Source organism: Fodinibius sp. GM108, from assembly GCF_058386985.1.
On sequence record NZ_JBYEIR010000015.1, the window covers coordinates 1 to 19,479 of the forward strand.

The following is a 19,479-nucleotide window of genomic DNA, read 5'->3' on the forward strand; positions in this document are numbered from 1 at the left end:
GCCTTTCTTCCGCTTGCTGGTACGTTAAAAAGAAGAAGTTAATGGCAATTCTCAACACAAGAGATAAGTCTAACAGACTGGGCTAATAATAGAATAAGCTGTCTGAAGACAGCTTATTCAAAACTAATTTAATGCTTGATCCTCGTCGAGCATCTGGGTTCGATGACCGACGAGTAAAATTTCTTTATCTCATTCCTAAGCTCCAGCTTAGAATGAGTATTTAGTATAAATATGTTAAATGAAAATTCTACTCGCTGATCGTTGAAAAAACTCAAGAAAATCGATACCCTCTGCCATAAAGTGATTAATCAAAAATATTAACAAAGCTCTATATTTATGAATATCAAGAAGGTAGCAGTAATCGGCGGCGGTACAATGGGCAATGGAATTTGCCATGTCTTTGCAATGCACGGCATACCCGTTAATCTGGTTGAGACAAAACAAGAGCTGGCCGACAAGGCGCTGGAGACGATCGATAATAATCTTGAGCGAATGGTGAAGAAGGACAAGATCGATTCGGATCAGAAGGTGCAAGCGCTTGAAAATATTGAGACGACCATTAATATTGTAGAAGCTGTCAACGATGTGGATCTGGTTGTAGAGGCGGTGCCAGAGAATTTTGAACTCAAAAAGAAGGTGTTCGCCGAAATTGACAAAGCGGCACCGGAAGAAGCTATCCTGGCTTCCAATACGTCATCCATTTCTATTACCAAGCTTGGTGCTACAACTTCACGTCCGGAGAAATTTATCGGGATGCACTTTTTCAATCCTGTACCGGTAATGAAACTTGTTGAGGTTGTCCGCGGATTTGAGACCAGTGATGAAACAGTGGATCTTGTTCATAAAACGGCGCGGCTGCTTAATAAAAATCCCGTCCCGGTGGCTGACTATCCAGGCTTCGTCTCTAACCGCGTGTTGATGCCTATGATTAACGAAGCGATCTTTTGCGTGCATGAAGGTGTGGCTGAACCCGAAGAGATCGACGATGTAATGAAGTTAGGAATGGGACATCCGATGGGCCCATTACGACTGGCTGATTTTATCGGATTGGATGTGTGTCTGGATATCATGAATGTATTACACGAAGGATTTAAGGATCCCAAATATCGCCCGTGTCCGCTGCTGGTAAAAATGGTAGATGCAGGGAAGCTGGGAGACAAAACCGGTGAAGGGTTTTACAAACACGATTAGAATTGTAAAACCACTTATCTCATGCTGTCCCAAAAGCTTTCAGGATAAGCATTTGTTAGCAATTATTCTTTAGGAGCTTGGGAGCTGCTTTCTCACCAAGTTTAAAGTTAGTAAAAGGAAGAAAAATAGCAGCGATAACTTTTGATTTCGGTGAGGCCGTCCAAAAAGAGTCTCATCAAATTGAAGTAGCCAAATAAATAAGGTAAGGCTTTGATTTTTTACCAGGTCTCATCCCCCTGTCCCCCTTCGAAGGGGGAAACTCACGGTTGTTTGCCGTGAGTAGGGGGATGACATTGAGCAAACGTTAATTATTTAGGTGCAATTTTTCAGAAATTAACTTATTGGGACAGCCTAACCTATCTTCACTTCTGCAATCCTGTCAGACAAAGAAGTGAAATTTTAAGTTTGTCCCAATTCTTCTAAATTGGTTGATATAATTTTCATCAATTATACTTATATGTATTCTTTCGGGAGCTGGATGATTTTTCCATTTTTGATCTATCTGTTTGTGATACTATTTCTTGTTTGGTTTGGCTATCGATTTGTGAAGGCTCATGAATCGATGGCTGAAAGTCTTGAAAGTATTGATGAGAAGTTATCCGAACTAACGCTTGATCAGGAGTGAATCCCCGGATTGTCAGTCACCAAAACTTCCACAACTCGATATAGCTTTTCATCCGATCGGTAAAATACCTGCCGCGAAACCATCCGTAAACACCGCAGATTGCAAGTGCAGCGACAATGACAATATTTGTTATATCTCCCACAAAGCCGACCAGGTGATGAGCCGAAGCGAACATATGCAGACCGAAGATGCCCGGACCCGGAAACATCCAGAAGCCTACAATATTGATAAGAATAAATCCCAATAAAATAGCCAAGCCGGCATGCCTTAGCCGCTCGGTGGTACTTGGAACACGCTCATGGTTATCCTCATCAATTTTTATGTGGAATTCATTGTCACTCATTCTGTATGGATTGTTGTTGACTGCTAAACTAATAAATTTTTCGAGAAACTATAGCGTGAGCGTCCGCTCGTGTTAAATACTTGTAGTTAACCGCAGAGTTACACAGAGGTAATCTCAGAGTTGCACAGAGGATATTTTTAGTCGGTGGAGAGATCTTTGTTTGTTCTTGTTAGTTCGGGCGTACAACTCCCTCACAACTCTTAAACGATTTCCTTTCTAACAAATAGGAATATCCTGAAATCCTAAAATCATAGCATTGTCATCGAAAGGGAGTGGTTTTCGACAACTTCGATCTCCACATTGAATCAGGCGGCTTCAATTACATCAGGGGATTGCCTCCGGACTACTGTTGTATCTTCGAATGTCTCGGAGTCGCTACATTTGCAATGACAGATTCCTTAATGAGAGGCGGACCATCCTCCGATAATTTCGTCCCGAATGTGCTAAAGTGCCCGATCCTGTAAAAATATTTTGGGTCACTTCCATTTCTATCATATTCTTCTTATTAGTTGAAGGCACTGTCAGCATTAATCAGAAATTCAGCAAGATGGAAACAATTCAAATTCCGACTCCGCGACAAATTGAACAGGCTCGTGAAAAACTTGGTAACAAAGTGCGAAGGACGCCGGTCTGGGAGTGGAAAAGTGATGTTAAAGATCAGCTGTTAACCGAAGAGACCAATCTGTTTTTGAAAATGGAGCTTTTCCAATACGGAGGCAGTTTTAAGCCGCGGGGTGCGCTGATGAACATGCTGGATTTGTCTGATGAACAAATCGACAATGGGGTAACAGCTGTGAGTGCAGGTAATCATGCTATTGCCGTGGCATATGCGGCTAAGTCGCTGGGGACCACCGCCAAGGTGGTAATGCCAAAAACAGCCAATCAATTCCGCGTGGATAAATGTAAATCCCACGGTGCTGTGGTTGAGCTGGTGGATGATGTCCACGTTGCTTTTGATCGTGTAAAAGAGATAGAGGAGCAGGAAAACAGAACGTTTATCCATCCATTTGAAGGCGAACAAACGGCACTGGGTACGGCAACGGTTGGGCTGGAACTACATCAGGATGTGCCGGAGTTAGATGCTGTAATTGTTCCTATTGGCGGTGGTGGTTTATGTGCCGGGATATCGGCAGCTGTAAAACAGATGAATCCTGATTGTAAAGTGTACGGAGTAGAACCAGTCGGCGCGGATAGCATGAGCAAAAGTTTTGAGGCCGGAAAGCCGGTAGAAATAGATAAAGTGGATACCATTGCTGACAGCCTCGGTGCTCCGCATGCTGCGCCATATAGTTTTGAATTATGCCACCGTTTTGTGGATGAAGTTGTAACGATTTCAGATTTAAAAATGGCTCAGATAATGCGAGTCATGTTCGAAGAGCTGAAGTTGGCTGTAGAACCAGCGGGTGCTTCGGCACTTGCCGGAGCAGTGGGGCCGCTATCAGAAAAAGTTGTCGGCAAGAATACAGGTATTATTGTTTGTGGGACAAATATCGATACCGGCAGTTTTCATGACATTGTGGAAGAGATATAAAGTTGTCTACAGAAAAATGCTGTTTCGGTGGATGGTTCATAAATATTTTTTGGCAAGGTTTATAAAGACTAACGAATTTCATCTTTCAGAGATGTTTATTTCAGCAACCAGTTCCACCAATTGTCATCACTATGAAGACAATCATTTTAGTACTTCCTGTATTACTGATTTTATCTGTTCATATTCAATCATCTTTTGCCCAAGCAAATCTGGAGGATTCAGAACCGGAACAATATTTCGATTTTTGGCTGGGTGAATGGGATTTAACCTGGGAAGATGCTGATGGCACCGAAGGGAAGGGGACGAACCATATTGAATGGGTGCTGGATGATAAAGTGATCAAGGAGAATTTTAAAGCACATATCGGTGCCTATAAAGGATTTATTGGTAAAAGTTATTCAGTCTACAAATCTTGTACCGGTGAATGGAAGCAAACCTGGGTGGATAACAGCGGCGGCTATTTGGATTTTACCGGAAAGTTTACCGAAAACAAACGCATCTTCAAACGAAAAGGAGTCGACCCGCAAGGAGAAGAGATCCTGCAGCGTATGGTATTTTATGATATCACCGAAAATTCGCTTACTTGGGATTGGGAAAAATCTGAAGATAAAGGTCAAACCTGGCAGCTTCAATGGCGGATATATTATGAGCGAGCAGAAGAAAAATGAGAACCAACAGGTTTTGAGAAAAACAACTATTCTGCCTCTTGCTATGGTAATTAATCTTGCCATTGGGGTAATGCTGATAGCCTGTTCCTCTGATAAATTGGTAATGGAGCAGGGGTACCTTACCGGAGCAGGCGATGCAGAATTGTATTATCGCGTTATGGGAACAGAGGAAGACACGATAGTAGTGATTCACGGCGGACCGGGTGCCGGCATGAAGACGGTGATTCCAATGATGCAGCCGCTGGCCAATTCTTTTACACTCATATTTTATGATCAGCGGGGCGGGGGACGTTCTACCCTGCCTGAAGATACAACCCAATTACAGCCTCAGTATTTTGTAGAAGATCTGGAGGCAGTCAGAGAACATTTTGGCCTCGAGCGGATGAATGTAATTACTCATTCCTTTGGATCAATTTTAGTAGCTGAATATGCCAAAAAATATCCCGATCGTCTCAAGCGGATGGTATTTCACGGTTCCACGGGTCCCGATAGGTCAGAGGCCGGAAAATATTATCGTGCAAGAGCCAGGACAACAACTAACTCTCCGGATACCACGCTCTCAAAACGGGCCGCTGAATTGCTACAGTCTCTAATGAACGGCACAGCCTCCGATCCGGTAAAAGTCTGCCGGGAATATGAGGAGATCAGCAAACAACTGCTTATCGCCAGCGGTGATTCAACGAATTATCGGGGATCAACGTGTGATGCACCACCTGAAGCTGTCCGTTATTATTATAGATATACTGCTCAACTTGCTCCACGCTATTTTGGAGACTGGAATTATACGGAAGACTTGCAAGAACTAACCGCACCACTGCTGGTTGTCTATGGAGAACAGGACACGCTGGGAATTCCGATGCAGCAGCAGTGGGTGGAATCAGTGCCCAATGGCAGGCTCTTATTAATAGCCAGTGCAGAGAAAGGGGCGTTATCAGATAATCCGGAGATGGCTATTCCACCAGTGGAGGCATTTTTAAAGGGAAAGGAATAAGAAAAATTATTGTCGAGTTGCTGACTTTCTGACTAGGTTATACTATTCTGCTCTTTGCGAAATTGTGAAGGCGTGGTTCCAACATTATCTTTAAATGCACTATTAAAGGTTGTTTTATTATTGAATCCGGATTCAAAAGCAACTCTGAGAATCTTAAAATCTTTCTTTTTCGGGTCCGTAAGGATTTTTTGGGCTTCCTTAATCCGGTATTCATTTACAAATTCAAAAAAATTTTTCTCAAGTCGGCTGTTAATTATTTGGGATAAATGATGGGAAGAAATGGAAAGCCGCTCAGCCAGATCACTAATTTTCAGGTCGCCGTTGAGATAGGGCTTTTGTTCTGTCATATGAGTTAAGAGCTTTTTCAGATACTCTTCTGCCTCTTCGGCTCCCAGAGAAGAACTTTGATATTTGGAGTTGCCATTGTGTGCTTCTTGGAGATAGTTCGGTTTTATCAGACCCACATAACCAATTCCAAAGATGAAACAGCTCATCGCAAATGAAATCACATAATCATATTCAATGCGGAAGTTGATGGTTTCTACAAGCACATAATATGTGGCAAATGAAGTTACGAATCCCAAAAAGTTGTAGCAGAGTATCCGTATCCAGTTATATGTTTCGGTTGAAAATCCTTTTAAACTTTTTTGGTTCCATTTCTTCCGGTGGAGGAAGAAGTGGATAATTGTAACTGCATAGCCTGTCATTATTGCGGCTTTTAAGAATGAAATTATCAGCGCACTAGCTGATAATCCTTGATTTGATGGATCTGCATAGTGTATCAACATTGCTGTTTTCTCAGATGCTGACTGTAAAAAAAAGGGGAGCATCCAAACTATCAGGGCGAAAAAGGGCAAAAGATGTATGGCATCCTGTAATTTCCATTCTCTGTCCGGTTTGAAGATACTTAGTACATAGAAAAAAAGGATCGGACCGTAGAGAAAGTATAAAGTCCCTGAAATCCCGACCAAGTGGGGGAATACCAAATTGTATTTTGTCCAGTACAAAATGTTGCCAAACAAATTCAGAGAAAAAACAAGCAGCAGTAATCCCAGCAATCTGTTTGGTAATGTTCGCCCATCCTTCCGAAAGAAAAACAGCGTTGCCAGTATAATACCGTGGAGAGCAACAACTACGAAAAGGCTGGTCCAGGTATTAAATGAAGGTTCAATGTTCATAGATCCGAAGGTTATCTGCCACCGGTTAATCTGTCCATCTCCTATCTATATTACACATTCTGGATCAAGCATTCTAGAAAAAGTAGTATAGTATGGGTAAATGAACCCATATGAGTTTTGGACGCAGAAACCTGGTGCTTGTCGGCACAGAAATGGCGCGGAAAATCCATAGGAAGAGAGGTTAGTGTTTAACTAAGCACTACACGTTGCAAGTTTTTAGAAGTTTGATTCGTAATTTTTGTGTATTCTTTATAAGGAGGCAATGAGGATTTAATAATCTGATATGGCCGGTTTAAAGGAATCATATTTACAAATCGATTTATTGGCTGTTTTAAATAACAGCAGTAAGGCGGAAAGAAAATATTTCTATTGGTTTTGTATTTTTTGGCTGCTGATTGCTGTGCTTGAATTGGGACAGGATTATGTGAGTGCTGTTTTAAATAGCAATCAGTTTCATATTATCGAATCACTGTCCTACAAGCTGTTTTGGCTGTTGTTTATTCCCCTTTCAATGCTGGTTATTTATGTACTGGGAAAAACTCATTCCAACTTTTCCGGCGCCAAATATTTTATCCTCAATGCTTTTTTTGTATTGGTGATTACCCTGGTTCATCTCAATATATTTTCTTTCATCCTGTTCGGCATATCCAATTTCATCCACGAAAGTTCTTGGTCGTTATCCTTTTTAATATCTGAAAAACTCTCCACCCGTCTCTATATCGGTCTTTCGGTTTATATCATCTTTTCGATAATATTTTTCCTGATAAAACAGGGGGAAGCTAAGCAGATTGATCAGGAACCATCTTCAAAAACTATCACAGTAAAGAATGGTAAGCGTTCTGTTATTGTGAACGTTGATGAAATAAAATGGATCAGCTCCGACGGACCTTATCTTTACATCCACACTGCTGATAAGAAACATGTAATATTGGACAGCCTGAAAAATATCATCACAACACTGCCCGAAAACTTCAGGCGTATACATCGTTCTACTATTGTCAATATTGAAGAGGTGACAGAGCTCAGATCAAGAGGAAATGGGGATTATGATATCATTATTAATGATGGTCAAACACTCCGGCTCAGCAGAAATTACGCGAAGCCGCTGAAGGGATTGTTGTTATAGTCCTCATCTTATAGGGTATACTACTCAGCTTATATAATTCTTCTCTATAAATATTCCGGTTGTGGTTATCATTCAGAAACCTGATTGGTAACCGAATATTCCAATAACATCAAATTCCATTCTTATGAGTTGTTTAAATTTAAAGTTGTTTTCCCTGTTTTTAACAGTATTGTCTATATGCGTTTTATCTTCTGATTTGCCCGCACAGTCACCACGGCTTGTCGGCGGTCCGTGTGAAGGATGCGAGGCCGTGCTTGAATATGGCAACCAGGAGTTGACACCCATTGATACCCTGCCCGGGTTTGAACAGGCGGATGAAAAGTTGAAAATAACCGGAACCATCTTTCAGCCTGATGGAGAAACGCCTGCCAGCGGAGTTATTCTCTATATTCATCATACGAATGCCGAAGGCGTCTATCCCACGCGCGGCGATGAAACCGGCTGGGCGCGTCGCCACGGTTATTTAAGGGGGTGGATTCAAACCGGTACAAACGGCGAATATACGTTCTATACCCAGAAGCCCGGTTCCTATAGTGAAAATCCGGCGCATATTCACCCGCTAATTCTGGAGCCCGACGGCAAATATTATTACATCGATGAGTACCGTTTCGAAGGCGATCCGAATTTAGAGAACGTATCGGAATATATGGATAACCGCGGGGGTTCCGGGATTGTGGAAGCCAAGCGGAAAGGCAATCTGCTGATTGTGGATCGGGACATCATCCTGGGATTAAACGTGCCGGGCTATGAATAAGATTGGATATCTTTGTCTGCTACTTCTGCTCTCCATATCATGTACGGACCAGTATTACTCCGATGCGGTAATTGCGGAGGCCAACGAAACTGCTCTGCCCGCAAATCCACCTGACTCTGAGATCTTGATGCTGGATCTTGACAAAACGCAGATTGCATGGAAGGGCACCAAAATGTGGGGACGCGGTATGCATACAGGGGTAGTTCCCGTTAAAGAAGGATACCTGTTGTTTCGTGATGGTCGGCTGGCAGGTGGTACAATAACTGCAGATATGACCTCGATCGGTATCACCGACATCCCGCCGGATCAGCCGGAACCGATACGGATTTTGACAGGCCACCTAGAGGACCCGCTGTTCTTTGATGTGTCCGAATACCCGGAATCTTCCTTTACCTTTACGAGTATTGAATATATTAATAGCCGAGAACTTGTTATAAGTGGCAATCTTACCATAAAGGATGTCACCCAAAATATTACCGTACCTGCAATTGCAGATTCAAACGGTCAGCAATTTGCCACTACTTTTCGTATCAACCGGTTTGACTGGAATATTGCCTATCGAGGAGGATTCGGGGCTACACGATTTGCTGCAAGAAATTTCGTGGATAAATATATTAAATTGAAGATTGTACTAGTTGCTATCCCTTTAAAGCCATAATCTAGTTCAAATAAACCCGGCAGTTTTTATAAAAATTGACGCATCTTACTGCTGGAATTATAGCTTATCGATAAAATACTGCATTTATATAAGCTCTAGTTCCATGGGTAAAAAAGTACTTTTTTCGCTGATTTTCTGCGTCGGAATGTTATTTAATACAGTTTCTGCTCAGTCCGCTAGCAAACCCGGAAGTGATTATTTATATGCTATTATTGAATCGGATGGAGTGGAGGCAGCAATATCAAATTACAAAGAGTTAGAGAGGGAAGGAACAGGTGAATATGATCTCAGTGAAAATCAACTAAATATATTAGGGTACCGATTATTAAAGGAAGGGAAAGCTAATGCTGCGGTTGAAATATTTGAACTTAATGCAGAAATGCATCCCGAATCAGTTAACGTGTGGGACAGTCTGGCCGAGGGATATTTTGGAATAGGAAAGAGGATTTATGCTGAAAAGTATTATCGAAAAGTGCTGAAAATGCTTGAGTCTGACAGCACCCTGACCCCACAGGTCCAAACTTTTTATCGAAACCACGCTCGGAACCAACTCTTCATCGTACAGCATTTTGATTCCCCGGCTAAAGCTGAATTTCACTATGTGAGTTTTTATGGTGGACCACCAGCCGGCAAGTGGGATATGCAAAATGTTGCCAGTTTTAAAGAGCTGGAAGAGATCAGTTTAAGTTATAGTGGTAATAATTTGTATCGGAGTCCCGTACCCGAAAATGTAGAACAAACATTGACGGACAGGTATCCGGCTGATGTTTCCACCGGTTTTATGGCGGGCGACTATCGCCGGTTTATAGAAAGAGGATTATTGGCCGATATCAGTGACTTGTGGAAAGAGGAGGGATGGGGTGATCTCTTTCCAGCTCCATTCAAACGGATGTCCACCTACGAGGGTAAGCAGTATTTCGTGCCGATGGCCTACCAGTGGAATCCGGTCTGGTACCGGAAAGATATTTTCGAAAAGCATAATCTCTCACCACCCGAAACCTGGCAGGAGCTGCTGGACCTGTGTCGCCGGCTGAAGGAGCTGGGTTATACCCCCTTTACAATCGGCGTTCAAAACTGGCCGCCACCCGTCGCTCGCTGGTTTACTATCCTGAATCTACGGCTGAATGGTCCAGAATTTCACGAAGAGGTGATGCGGGGAGATGTGTCTTTCACGGATGATAGGCTGCGCGACGTGTTTGTCCACTGGCGCGAACTGTTTCGGAACGGCGCTTTTGCTGACAGTTCCTGGCAGAACAACTATCAGAAGGCCGTTCAAGAGCTGGTATCAGGCCCAGCTGTGATGTATAACCTGGGTGAATGGATTTTTGAAAGTCCACCAGTCAGGCAGATAGAAACAGATCTGGATTTTTTCCCATTTCCTGAAATGAATTCTGATGTGACTCCTGCAGAAATAGTACATACCTATGGCGCCTTTATGCGGGCCGGTGGGGATCATCAGGAAGAGTCGGAAAACCTGCTTCGATGGCTGGCAAGTACTGAATCCCAGCAGAGCAATGCCGAAACCAACAATCGTATTGTGGCCAATTCACAGATTGAACCGTCTGTATACAGCGATGTTCAGAAACGGATTGTTGATTACATAAATCGTACAGAAGTACTGGTGCCGCTATTTGAATTCAATACTCATCCCGAATTTGCGCGGAGAGCTTTGGCTATATTCCAGGAATTCTGGAAAAATCCGGAGAATTTAGAGGAAGTATTGAATAAACTGGAGTCAGCACGAGTGGAAGTGTTTGGAAAATAGAACAACATTTAAAACAGTAAAAGATTCGTATGGTTACATCAACAAAGGTTTGTTTTTCTTTCGTCCTGTTCTGCTTTATCGTTAGCTGTGGATATCAAGAGAAAAATAATTCAAGCGCGTTATCTGGTGCCTGGCAAATGATCTCCTCTGAAGCTGTTGGTCCGGATGGAACAAAATATCCGTCTTCTACTCAGGAAAGTTTACTCTTGTTTACTGATCGGTATTACAGTATGAATCGGGTATCCGGAGCCGAACCATCGAATTTTTATAAAGAACGATTTCAGCCCACTGATGCGGAAAAACTTGACCGGTATAATCGTTTGCTGGTAAATGCAGGCACGTATTATGTTGAAGATTCTGTGCTGGTGATTCAGCCCACTTTTGCTCTTGTCCCCGAATTTGTCGGAGGCCTCGGCAGATTCATCTATTCACTTGATGATGATACTCTGAAATTAGATTGGAGAGAAATTATTTCGGCCGATAGTGTGTCGGATCCATACACTTCAAAGGGGTTTCATTTTAAATATGAATTCATTCGGATCCTAGATTGAACGGTTGAATCGGAAGAATTCTTTGTCGAAAAACGGGATGCTAGCCGGTGATAACAGATTTGGAATCGTTGTTTTTCAACTTCTTAAAACTCTCTTTTTGAAGGGTTGAGGATTCTTTTTATCTACTTGTTTAATAGATAAAAAAATTAAAAGAATTCTCAGATGATTGATTTGCGAAGTGATACGGTAACAAAACCAACCCCGGAAATGCGTCAGGCGATAGCCGAGGCCGAGGTTGGAGATGATGTTTTTGGCGAAGATCCCACAGTAAATTCCCTGGAAGATAAAGTTGCTGAACTGTTTGGTTTTGAAGCCGGATTGTTTGTCCCCAGCGGTACCATGGCCAATCAGCTGAGTATCAATGTGCTGACGGATCAGAGCGATGAAGTGCTGATCGAGGAAACCGGTCATATTTTTAACTATGAATCCACAGCGGCTGCACATCTTTCTTCAATACAGCTGAGAACGTTGCGTGGACAAAAAGGCAAACTGTCGGCTGAATTGCTTAAGGATGTAATTCGCGGAGATCATGACTGGGAGCCGCGGACGAAAGTTATAGCTGTTGAAAACTCTACCAACAAGGGCGGGGGATGTTGTTATTCAGAGCAGGAGCTTACGGATATACGGACGTTTGCCGATAAAAATAATTTGTCGGTCCATCTCGACGGGGCTCGCCTCTGGAATGCGATGACTGTAACCGATACCGATCCTGACTTTTACAGTTCCGTGGCTGACACGCTTTCGGTCAGTTTTAGTAAAGGGCTTGGAGCTCCGGTGGGATCGATGCTGCTTTCATCCGAAAGAAAAATAGCAGAGGCCAGACGCATGCGTAAAATGTGGGGCGGAGGAATGCGCCAGATCGGTATTTTGGCCGCTGCTGCTGATTATGGTTTGGAGCACCATTTCCCGTTACTGGAAGAGGATCACCGCCGGGCCAGAGAACTGGCAGAGACGATCAATGAATGTGATCAGCTTTCTATCGATATCAATGCGGTAGAGACGAATATTCTGATTTTCGATATCAATTCGATGACTTCTAAATCTGCTGTGAAGCAACTGGAAAAGGAGGGGGTTCAGATAGTTCCTTTTGGTCCGCATACACTTCGAGCCACATTCCATTTCCAGATTTCGGATGGTGATCTCCAAAAAGTGAAATCAGTCTTTCGCGATATTTTTAATTGATTATTTTTACCACTTAGATTACCCACGGATGAATCCGTGGGCTAAGAATAATTTGTGAAGCTCACTTAAAGTGAGCTTGGTTTTATCATTTTAGCCTGATGATTTATCTTCAGGCGGAGATTTTTAATATTAACGACCTATAAGGCAATAACTACTCTATTTTTTCATCATTGCTATATGACTGCCAGAGCGGATTGTTCCGATCAGGATATTCCAGCTGCATTGTTTGAAAGGCTCCGAGCTCTAACCTGATGAACGGACTCACAGCTTTAAGGAACTGCCAATACCAGTTATCCCCCACCTGATTTTCAATCTCCTTGCGATATGCTTCCACAGCCATATCAAGATATTCCTGTCCCTTAAATGGATGTTGATAATACTGTGTTTCATTTGGGATCTGGTACGTACCCATCTCTGTCATTATTCCGCCCGACATTGAACGATCAAGCCGTTGTTGAATATCTAATTGTCGTCTCTCCTCAAAATCCAGCTCTTGACGAGTCGTATCTTGATCCTGTCCTGAAGCTAAACCCGGCAGCAGAAGAACAGAAATTAATATAAGCCCGAAATACTTATGCATGGCAGTTTTTTTCTTTGGCTTTGTTCATTCGTATAACACAAAAAACAGCTAGTTTGTTTTATTGTTGAATGAAGTTTTTTCAATTGCCTCAATTAATGTTTCGGCTAAAGATTCCAGGTCATCTTTTTCAGTGATCAGTGGTGGTACCAGGCGGATGACGTTTCCCTGCGTACAATTCGAAAGCACGCCCCGTTCCATCATATTCTCAACCACCTTTCGACAACCAAACGAAAGTTCAACACCGATCATGAGTCCTTTACCGCGAATATCTTCGACTTCTGAAAGATGGGTACTTAACTCGGCTATTTTGTTTTTCAAGAACTGTCCTTTTTCACGAGCTTGTTGCGACAGGTTCTCGTTAACTACCGTTTTTAGTGCAGCTATTGAAGCCGCACAAGCAAGCGGATTTCCACCGTACGTACTTCCGTGATCTCCGTAGCTCATAGTCTGGGCTACTTTCTCGGTGCAGAGCATGCCTCCGATGGGAAATCCGCCCCCCATAGCCTTGGCAATGCCGATGATATCCGGCTGCACGTCGTAATGTTCATAGCTGAATAACGCGCCGGTACGACCGATTCCTGTCTGCACTTCATCAATAATCAGCAGGGCTTCGTGTTTTCTGCAAAGTTGCTGAATAGCATCCATAAAATTTGCGGACGCTACATGTAGTCCTCCCGATCCCTGTATGGTTTCGAGCACGATCCCGATCGTTTGGTCCGTGAATTTGGATTCAAGGGCTTCGATATCATTCAAAGGGATCTCATCAAAACCATGCAGCAGCGGATCATAGCCCTTCGCGTATTTTTCCATACCCATTGATATGGTTCCCATCGTTCGCCCGTGAAAGGCGTTGCTCACTGTTATGAGAGATCCCTTTTTGTCATGGGCCTTGCTGTATTTGCGGGCTGCCTTCAGGCAGGCTTCCATTGCTTCTCCGCCGCTGTTGCAGAGAAAACCGCGATCGAGTCCTGACAGTTCAGTCAGTAGTTCCAGTAGTTCGGCCTGGGGCTTGCTATAATAAAAATTCGAGATATGCATCAGCTGTTCTACCTGTTTCTGTACTGCTTCCACAACATTGGGATGGCAATGGCCTAAACTGTTAACAGCAATGCCGGCCAGAGCATCCAGATATTTATTGCCTTCATCATCCCAGACGTATGATCCCTCACCTTTTACCAACGTAATGGGAAATCGATTATAAACGGGCAGGTGAAGCTCTTCAGTCAGCTGTTGATAATCCATTAAATAATTTGATTAAGACCAGTGTAAAAAAGATTCTTATTGAAGTAACGATTGCAAAAAACAAGATCAATAGTAACAAAAATTTAACCAAACTATGAAATGTAATGTGCTTGGTTTCACCTTCAGTCAATCGACTCTTCTACTTGCTGTTTTATGAGGGAAAACCACACCTGGAAATGGACCGAATAACTCCTTTGGCTTTTGGTGTTATGGTGTTTTTCGGGATGCAAGCTTGGCGATTTCACCGGATTAATAACTACTCATTATAGCTGCTTTAAAAGTGACAGAAAATATTCTAAAATCTATAATTATTTCTCATTGAAAAGCGATGAAAATATAGGTAAAAATAGTTTACCTATAAGGAGTGAAAAAAGTTCAAAATAAGTTGATTAACAGGGCAGAGGGATAAGGGATAAAAATGATTGTACGGAATATCTTTGTCCGGACATTAGCAGAAAATTTAATTATTAATCTGCTTTAAAAATTTAAAGTTGCCGGTCAGTCACTATGACAGAAAAATGTTTTATAAAGAGGAATTTCGTTGCTTCCCAAAGCCTTAGCGTGATCATTGAAAAGCAACCATAATTTATTCCAGTGATAGGTACCTATGGCAAAGATTCAATTTGTCAAGGAAAGAAAAATAGTAAGGATATAATTTGCTATTTGTTTCCTACAAAATACTTGTGTGAATGACCTATAATTTACTTTAGGTAAAAAAGTAAAGGTTTCCGAGAGTGACTTAATTTATTTAGGCGGATAGATTGAGCATTTTATAAAACTATTATATTAACAGGATATAGATCTCTATAACTTATTGATATGCATGACGTTATACGGATTTATAATTTTTATCTGTTTCAAGCTTAATAGGTCTTATTTCGCCTTAAATAATTTAGGTACGGATAAAAATTAGGCAGACAAACAATTTTCATGCCTAAATATGATAAATGTAACTTACTGTGTTAGCTTAACTTGATTTGTTTATCTATAAAAATTATAGAGGTAAATAAGCGAAAAAGTGCTCACATCAAGTGAGTCTCGGCTTTTTTTGCTTCTTAGCCTGATGATTTATCATCAGGCGTTAGGCAAACAACCTGATAAACTTCCGTACTGACCCAATACGGAATCTTACGAAAAGAAATATTTCGCTTCTCAAAAGAGCTGTAGAATCAATAATAAAAAAAGGCTGAATCGACGTACAATTTGAGACGATTCAGCCTTTAGAATTCTACTGGTATCCAAGTGAGATTAGTGAATGATCAACCGGTAATAAAGGTCAATCAACCAGTGACAATCCGATGCGTCCGCGCTCCAGATCGAGCGACACAATTTTAAGTTTCAGGATGTCTCCGACAGCCACAATTTCGTGCGGATCTTCAACCTTGCGATCGGCCATTTTTGAGATATGTAACAGTCCGTCTTGCTTCACTCCGATATCCACAAAAGCACCGAAGTCGACGACGTTGCGAACGGTGCCCTCGAGCACTTGTCCTTCGCTCAAATCTTCCATCTCCATGATGTCATTTCGGAGTACCGGTTTTGGCAAAGACTCGCGCGGATCGCGTCCCGGTTTTTGCAGATTTTCGATGATCAATTCAAGAGTGGGAACGCCCACATCGATCTGCTCAGCCACCTGCTCTTTATCGATATTTTTTAGCTTTTCGGAAATTTCATCCGTTTGCTCGTTCAGTTTTTCGAGATCGATGCGAAAAAGATTACAGAGCTTCTCAGTCGCCTCATAACTTTCCGGGTGGATGGCAGTATTGTCGAGTGGGTTGTCTGATTCAGGAATTCGCATAAATCCGGCCGCCTGCTGGAAGCGAAATTCGCCAACGCCCTTGATATCTTTGATCTGCTCGCGATCTGTGAACTTTCCGGAGCTCTCCCGATGGTTGACTATGCGTTTGGCAACACGACTGCTTAGACCCGAAATATGGGACAAAAGCGGCGCGCTGGCGGTATTGAGATTCACTCCCACCTGATTTACACAGCTTTCTACCACATCATCGAGCGATTGCGCCAGTTGATTTTGATTGACATCGTGCTGGTATAATCCCACGCCAATCGACTTCGGATCAATTTTTACCAGCTCAGCCAGCGGATCCTGTACACGTCGGGCTATCGAGATATTGCCACGCTGCGGGGCGTCCAGATCAGGAAACTCCTCGGCGGCTACTTTCGATGCCGAATACACCGAAGCACCGGCCTCGTTGACTATCATATAGTTAAGCTCCTCATCAGGATGCTTTTCCTGACGCTTCTGAATAAAGTTCGCTACAATCTGTTCGGTTTCACGGCTGGCTGTGCCATTACCGATCGCAATGAGATTCACATCATACTTGTCGATCAGCTTATCAAAAACCTCTTCAGCTTCGGTCACTTTTTTCTGTGGCGGAGTGGGATAGGTGGTTGTTCCTTCCAGGTATTTTCCCGTCTCGTCCACCACGGCTACCTTGCAGCCCGAACGATAGGCAGGGTCGATGCCCATGACCACTTTGTGGTCGAGCGGCGGCTGCATCAGCAAATTAGAGAGATTTGTGGCAAAAGTCTCAATAGCATGCTGATCTGCTTTTTCGGTCAGCTTGTTGCGGAGTTCACGTTCCAGTGACGGGAATAGCAGCCGTTTGTAAGCATCCTCGACGGCATCCTGCAGCTTGGGGACAAATATGCTCATCTCGTTTTCGATAACCACATCGTCAATATTTTCGAGCGTGATATCATCCCAAAGCTCTACGTTAACAAAAAGTACGTTTTCATTCTCTCCGCGATTAATCGCCAGAATCTGATACGGTTTCAGGTGCTTGGCTTTTTGAGAAAACTCGTAGTAGTCCTCAAAGTTGGTGCGTTCATCAACGGCAGGATTTTTCTCCGTCTTTATCACGGCATGCTCCTGGAAAATATCGCGCAGTTTTTCGCGCACCTCAGCCGATTCGTTAATCCACTCGGCCACAATATTGAGAGCGCCTTCCATAGCTTCTTCGGCGGATTCCACCTCTTTTTCTTCATCCACATACTTTGCGGCGTACTCCATAGGATCTCCCTGCTCGATCTCCTGTTCCCAAATAAGCTCGGCCAGCGGTTCCAGTCCTTTTTCTTTCGCCATATCGCCTTTGGTTCGGCGCTTGGGCTTGTAGGGCAGATATAGATCTTCAAGGGTATTCAGATCAGTACATGCCTTGATCTTTTCCTCGAGTTCGTCGGTCAGCTTATCCTGTTCATCGATCGTTTTGAGGATCGTCTCTTTACGATCTTCGAGTGTATGGTGGAACTCCAGTTTGTCTCGTACACTTCGAATTTGCTCTTCATCGAGTCCCCCGGTCGCCTCTTGACGATAACGCGCCAAAAATGGTACGGTCGCCCCGTCATCCAAAAAATCAGCGACGCTTTTCACCTGTTTTGATTTAAGATCTAATTCTTGTGCTATACTGCTAAAAATCTGTGAGTCGGTCATGAAAAAGGTAGAAACTATTTGCAATTGAATTTCTCCAGAATTCTGAATTCCGAATTCTGAACTCTATATTTCGCCTGCTGAAAATAATCACCTAAACACTTTATGTACACATGAATTTTGATCTTAATTCCGTTCACCAGGCAGCAAAAAAAATCGCAACAAAAGGCGGCGACCATACGCTCAAATATTTCAATAAAAAATTTGATGTGGAGCGAAAAGCTGATGATTCTCCCGTAACGGTGGCCGACCGTGAAGCGGAGATGATTATGAGAGAGGAGATTATGAATCGTTTTCCCGAACACGGAGTTGTGGGGGAGGAGTATGACGATCACAATTCGGAAAGTGAGGTGCAGTGGATTCTAGATCCTATCGATGGAACTAAGTCCTTTATCCACGGCGTGCCGCTTTACACTACGTTAATTGGCGTGGTAGTTGATAAAGAACCGGTGGTTGGTATCATCTATGCTCCGGCGCTGGATGAATTCTGTGACGCGGCCAAAGGAAAAGGTGTGCGGCTAAACGATGAGGCCTGCAGTGTGCGTCCGTGCGAAAATTTATCCGAAGCCAGTTTTATGAGTACGGACGTCTATACTTCGGCTGGTTTTGGTTATGGAGATGCATTTAATACCCTTCTTGAAAAGACACGCTTCCACCGCACATGGGGCGATGCTTATGGACACATGCTCGTTGCCACTGGACGCGCTGATCTGATGTTCGATCCCATTTTAAGTATATGGGATGCGGCGCCGCTGCTTACCGTTCTTCGTGAGGCGGGAGGCATCTTCTGTGATACCGATGGCAATGAGACGATAGAGTCGGGCAATGGTTTTTCATGCAGCCGTGAACTTTTGCCCGAAGTCTTGCGGGTTTTTCGCGATGCGTAATGCATAATGAGTGATGCGGGAGTTATATGCACGAGTGCATTATTTGAGGCCGCGGTCACACGGATTTTCTAATTACGAGCTTTTTTGGATCAAGCCCCGCAGTGAATGAAGGATCTTTCTTTTGCACCTTTTGAATGAGCCTCGAAAAAGTTCGGGCCAGGCAACGGTGCGGTAAAACTCATTCCGAAGCATCGGAACTTCGGCGCACGGGCTCGTCCGGACCGGAAATAAATGCAAGACATTGTACTTTCTGTAGCCCCAAGAATCTCCTGCTTCGGAACGTTCGTAGCTTTTGCCACTACTTTCCCCATTTATTTCTGCTCGGCCCGTCCTTTGCCCTTTCCACACCTCACCCGCTTAGGCCAGAAGTTCGGAGATTCATTGCTTATTTCTATGCTTAATAGCTTTATTCTAACCCACCCCACCGCCCCGCGGTACCCCTCCCGAGGAGGGGACTTTTGTTGTTGCCGGTTATTACTTTTCCGGCCTTAGAAAAGTTGGCCGCCCGGATTGATCAGAATCGGAGCGTATAGAAATCATTTCTGTCTGAGGACCGAAGGGACGAGTTAAATGATTGTAGCGAAGATGGCGATCGATCAGGCCAAGTTTTCACAGCTGGCGATTTTTTGGGTTACTTTTTTCATCGTTGAAAAACAGTAACGGAACAACGAAAGGGGTAAACTCTAAATTTTTATTTCGTCTCTTGAATACAACCTCCCCTAACGCCCCACCTTTTCTAAGGAGGGGATTTTTGTTGCC

General features: G+C 43.3%; 17 protein-coding genes. 12 read left to right on the forward strand and 5 right to left on the reverse strand.

The genetic code is table 11. The annotated features are described in order from the left end of the window. The first annotated feature begins 336 nt into the window (after positions 1-336). Positions 337-1,191 carry a 3-hydroxyacyl-CoA dehydrogenase family protein gene (locus ACT3ID_RS18330; protein ID WP_491543518.1) on the forward strand — a complete coding sequence of 285 codons (855 nt, stop codon included), beginning with the start codon at positions 337-339 and terminating at the stop codon, positions 1,189-1,191. A 478-nt stretch (positions 1,192-1,669) separates the two neighbouring features. Then, positions 1,670-1,816, forward strand: coding sequence for a DUF8066 domain-containing protein (locus ACT3ID_RS18335; protein WP_491543519.1), 147 nt, complete (start codon positions 1,670-1,672; stop codon positions 1,814-1,816). A gap of 16 nt (positions 1,817-1,832) precedes the next feature. Here the strand turns inward: ACT3ID_RS18335 and ACT3ID_RS18340 are convergent, their stop codons facing one another. Beyond that, on the reverse strand, positions 1,833-2,159 hold the full coding sequence (locus tag ACT3ID_RS18340) for a hypothetical protein (RefSeq protein WP_491543520.1): 327 nt from the start codon (positions 2,157-2,159) through the stop codon (positions 1,833-1,835). Positions 2,160-2,706: 547 nt separating this feature from the next. Here ACT3ID_RS18340 and ACT3ID_RS18345 point away from each other — a divergent pair. The 3 genes from ACT3ID_RS18345 (at position 2,707) to ACT3ID_RS18355 (ending at position 5,349) form a co-directional block, all read left to right on the forward strand. Next, positions 2,707-3,690, forward strand: a complete 984-nt coding sequence (locus ACT3ID_RS18345) for a threonine ammonia-lyase (protein WP_491543521.1) — start codon at positions 2,707-2,709, stop codon at positions 3,688-3,690. A gap of 131 nt (positions 3,691-3,821) precedes the next feature. Beyond that, positions 3,822-4,358, forward strand: coding sequence for a hypothetical protein (locus ACT3ID_RS18350; RefSeq protein WP_491543522.1), 537 nt, complete (start codon positions 3,822-3,824; stop codon positions 4,356-4,358). Further along, the gene (locus ACT3ID_RS18355; protein ID WP_491543523.1) at positions 4,336-5,349 is read left to right on the forward strand and encodes an alpha/beta fold hydrolase; all 1,014 of its coding nucleotides are present in this window, start codon (positions 4,336-4,338) and stop codon (positions 5,347-5,349) included. The genes ACT3ID_RS18350 and ACT3ID_RS18355 overlap by 23 nt, the downstream gene beginning before the upstream one ends. 32 nt (positions 5,350-5,381) lie before the next feature. Here the strand turns inward: ACT3ID_RS18355 and ACT3ID_RS18360 are convergent, their stop codons facing one another. Then, on the reverse strand, positions 5,382-6,527 hold the full coding sequence (locus ACT3ID_RS18360) for a helix-turn-helix domain-containing protein (protein ID WP_491543524.1): 1,146 nt from the start codon (positions 6,525-6,527) through the stop codon (positions 5,382-5,384). Between the two features lie 283 nt (positions 6,528-6,810). On the opposite strand from ACT3ID_RS18360, the gene ACT3ID_RS18365 reads away from it, so the two are divergent. The 6 genes from ACT3ID_RS18365 to ACT3ID_RS18390 all read left to right on the forward strand — a co-directional run bounded on the left by ACT3ID_RS18365 (position 6,811) and on the right by ACT3ID_RS18390 (position 12,563). After that, positions 6,811-7,653, forward strand: coding sequence for a LytR/AlgR family response regulator transcription factor (locus ACT3ID_RS18365; protein WP_491543525.1), 843 nt, complete (start codon positions 6,811-6,813; stop codon positions 7,651-7,653). 124 nt (positions 7,654-7,777) lie between these two features. Continuing rightward, entirely contained in the window at positions 7,778-8,407 is a 630-nt protein-coding gene (locus ACT3ID_RS18370; protein ID WP_491543526.1) for a peptidase associated/transthyretin-like domain-containing protein, read from the forward strand. Continuing rightward, positions 8,400-9,065, forward strand: a complete 666-nt coding sequence (locus ACT3ID_RS18375) for a YceI family protein (RefSeq protein WP_491543527.1) — start codon at positions 8,400-8,402, stop codon at positions 9,063-9,065. Before ACT3ID_RS18370 ends, ACT3ID_RS18375 begins: the two co-directional genes overlap by 8 nt. A 103-nt stretch (positions 9,066-9,168) precedes the next feature. After that, positions 9,169-10,830 carry an extracellular solute-binding protein gene (locus ACT3ID_RS18380; protein ID WP_491543528.1) on the forward strand — a complete coding sequence of 554 codons (1,662 nt, stop codon included), beginning with the start codon at positions 9,169-9,171 and terminating at the stop codon, positions 10,828-10,830. Positions 10,831-10,859: 29 nt separating this feature from the next. Then, entirely contained in the window at positions 10,860-11,381 is a 522-nt protein-coding gene (locus ACT3ID_RS18385) for a lipocalin-like domain-containing protein (RefSeq protein WP_491543529.1), read from the forward strand. A 162-nt stretch (positions 11,382-11,543) separates the two neighbouring features. Continuing rightward, positions 11,544-12,563: a threonine aldolase family protein gene (locus ACT3ID_RS18390; RefSeq protein WP_491543530.1), complete on the forward strand. Its 1,020-nt coding sequence runs from the start codon at positions 11,544-11,546 to the stop codon at positions 12,561-12,563. 151 nt (positions 12,564-12,714) lie between these two features. On the opposite strand, the gene ACT3ID_RS18395 is transcribed toward ACT3ID_RS18390, so the two are convergent. From ACT3ID_RS18395 to ACT3ID_RS18405, 3 genes are all read right to left on the reverse strand, one after another. Beyond that, positions 12,715-13,143 carry a hypothetical protein gene (locus ACT3ID_RS18395; protein ID WP_491543531.1) on the reverse strand — a complete coding sequence of 143 codons (429 nt, stop codon included), beginning with the start codon at positions 13,141-13,143 and terminating at the stop codon, positions 12,715-12,717. 48 nt (positions 13,144-13,191) lie between these two features. After that, positions 13,192-14,385, reverse strand: coding sequence for an aspartate aminotransferase family protein (locus ACT3ID_RS18400; RefSeq protein ID WP_491543532.1), 1,194 nt, complete (start codon positions 14,383-14,385; stop codon positions 13,192-13,194). Between the two features lie 1,276 nt (positions 14,386-15,661). Next, entirely contained in the window at positions 15,662-17,836 is a 2,175-nt protein-coding gene (locus tag ACT3ID_RS18405) for a Tex family protein (RefSeq protein ID WP_491543533.1), read from the reverse strand. A 110-nt stretch (positions 17,837-17,946) separates the two neighbouring features. On the opposite strand from ACT3ID_RS18405, the gene ACT3ID_RS18410 reads away from it, so the two are divergent. Continuing rightward, positions 17,947-18,720, forward strand: coding sequence for an inositol monophosphatase family protein (locus ACT3ID_RS18410; RefSeq protein WP_491543534.1), 774 nt, complete (start codon positions 17,947-17,949; stop codon positions 18,718-18,720). Positions 18,721-19,479 lie beyond the last annotated feature (759 nt).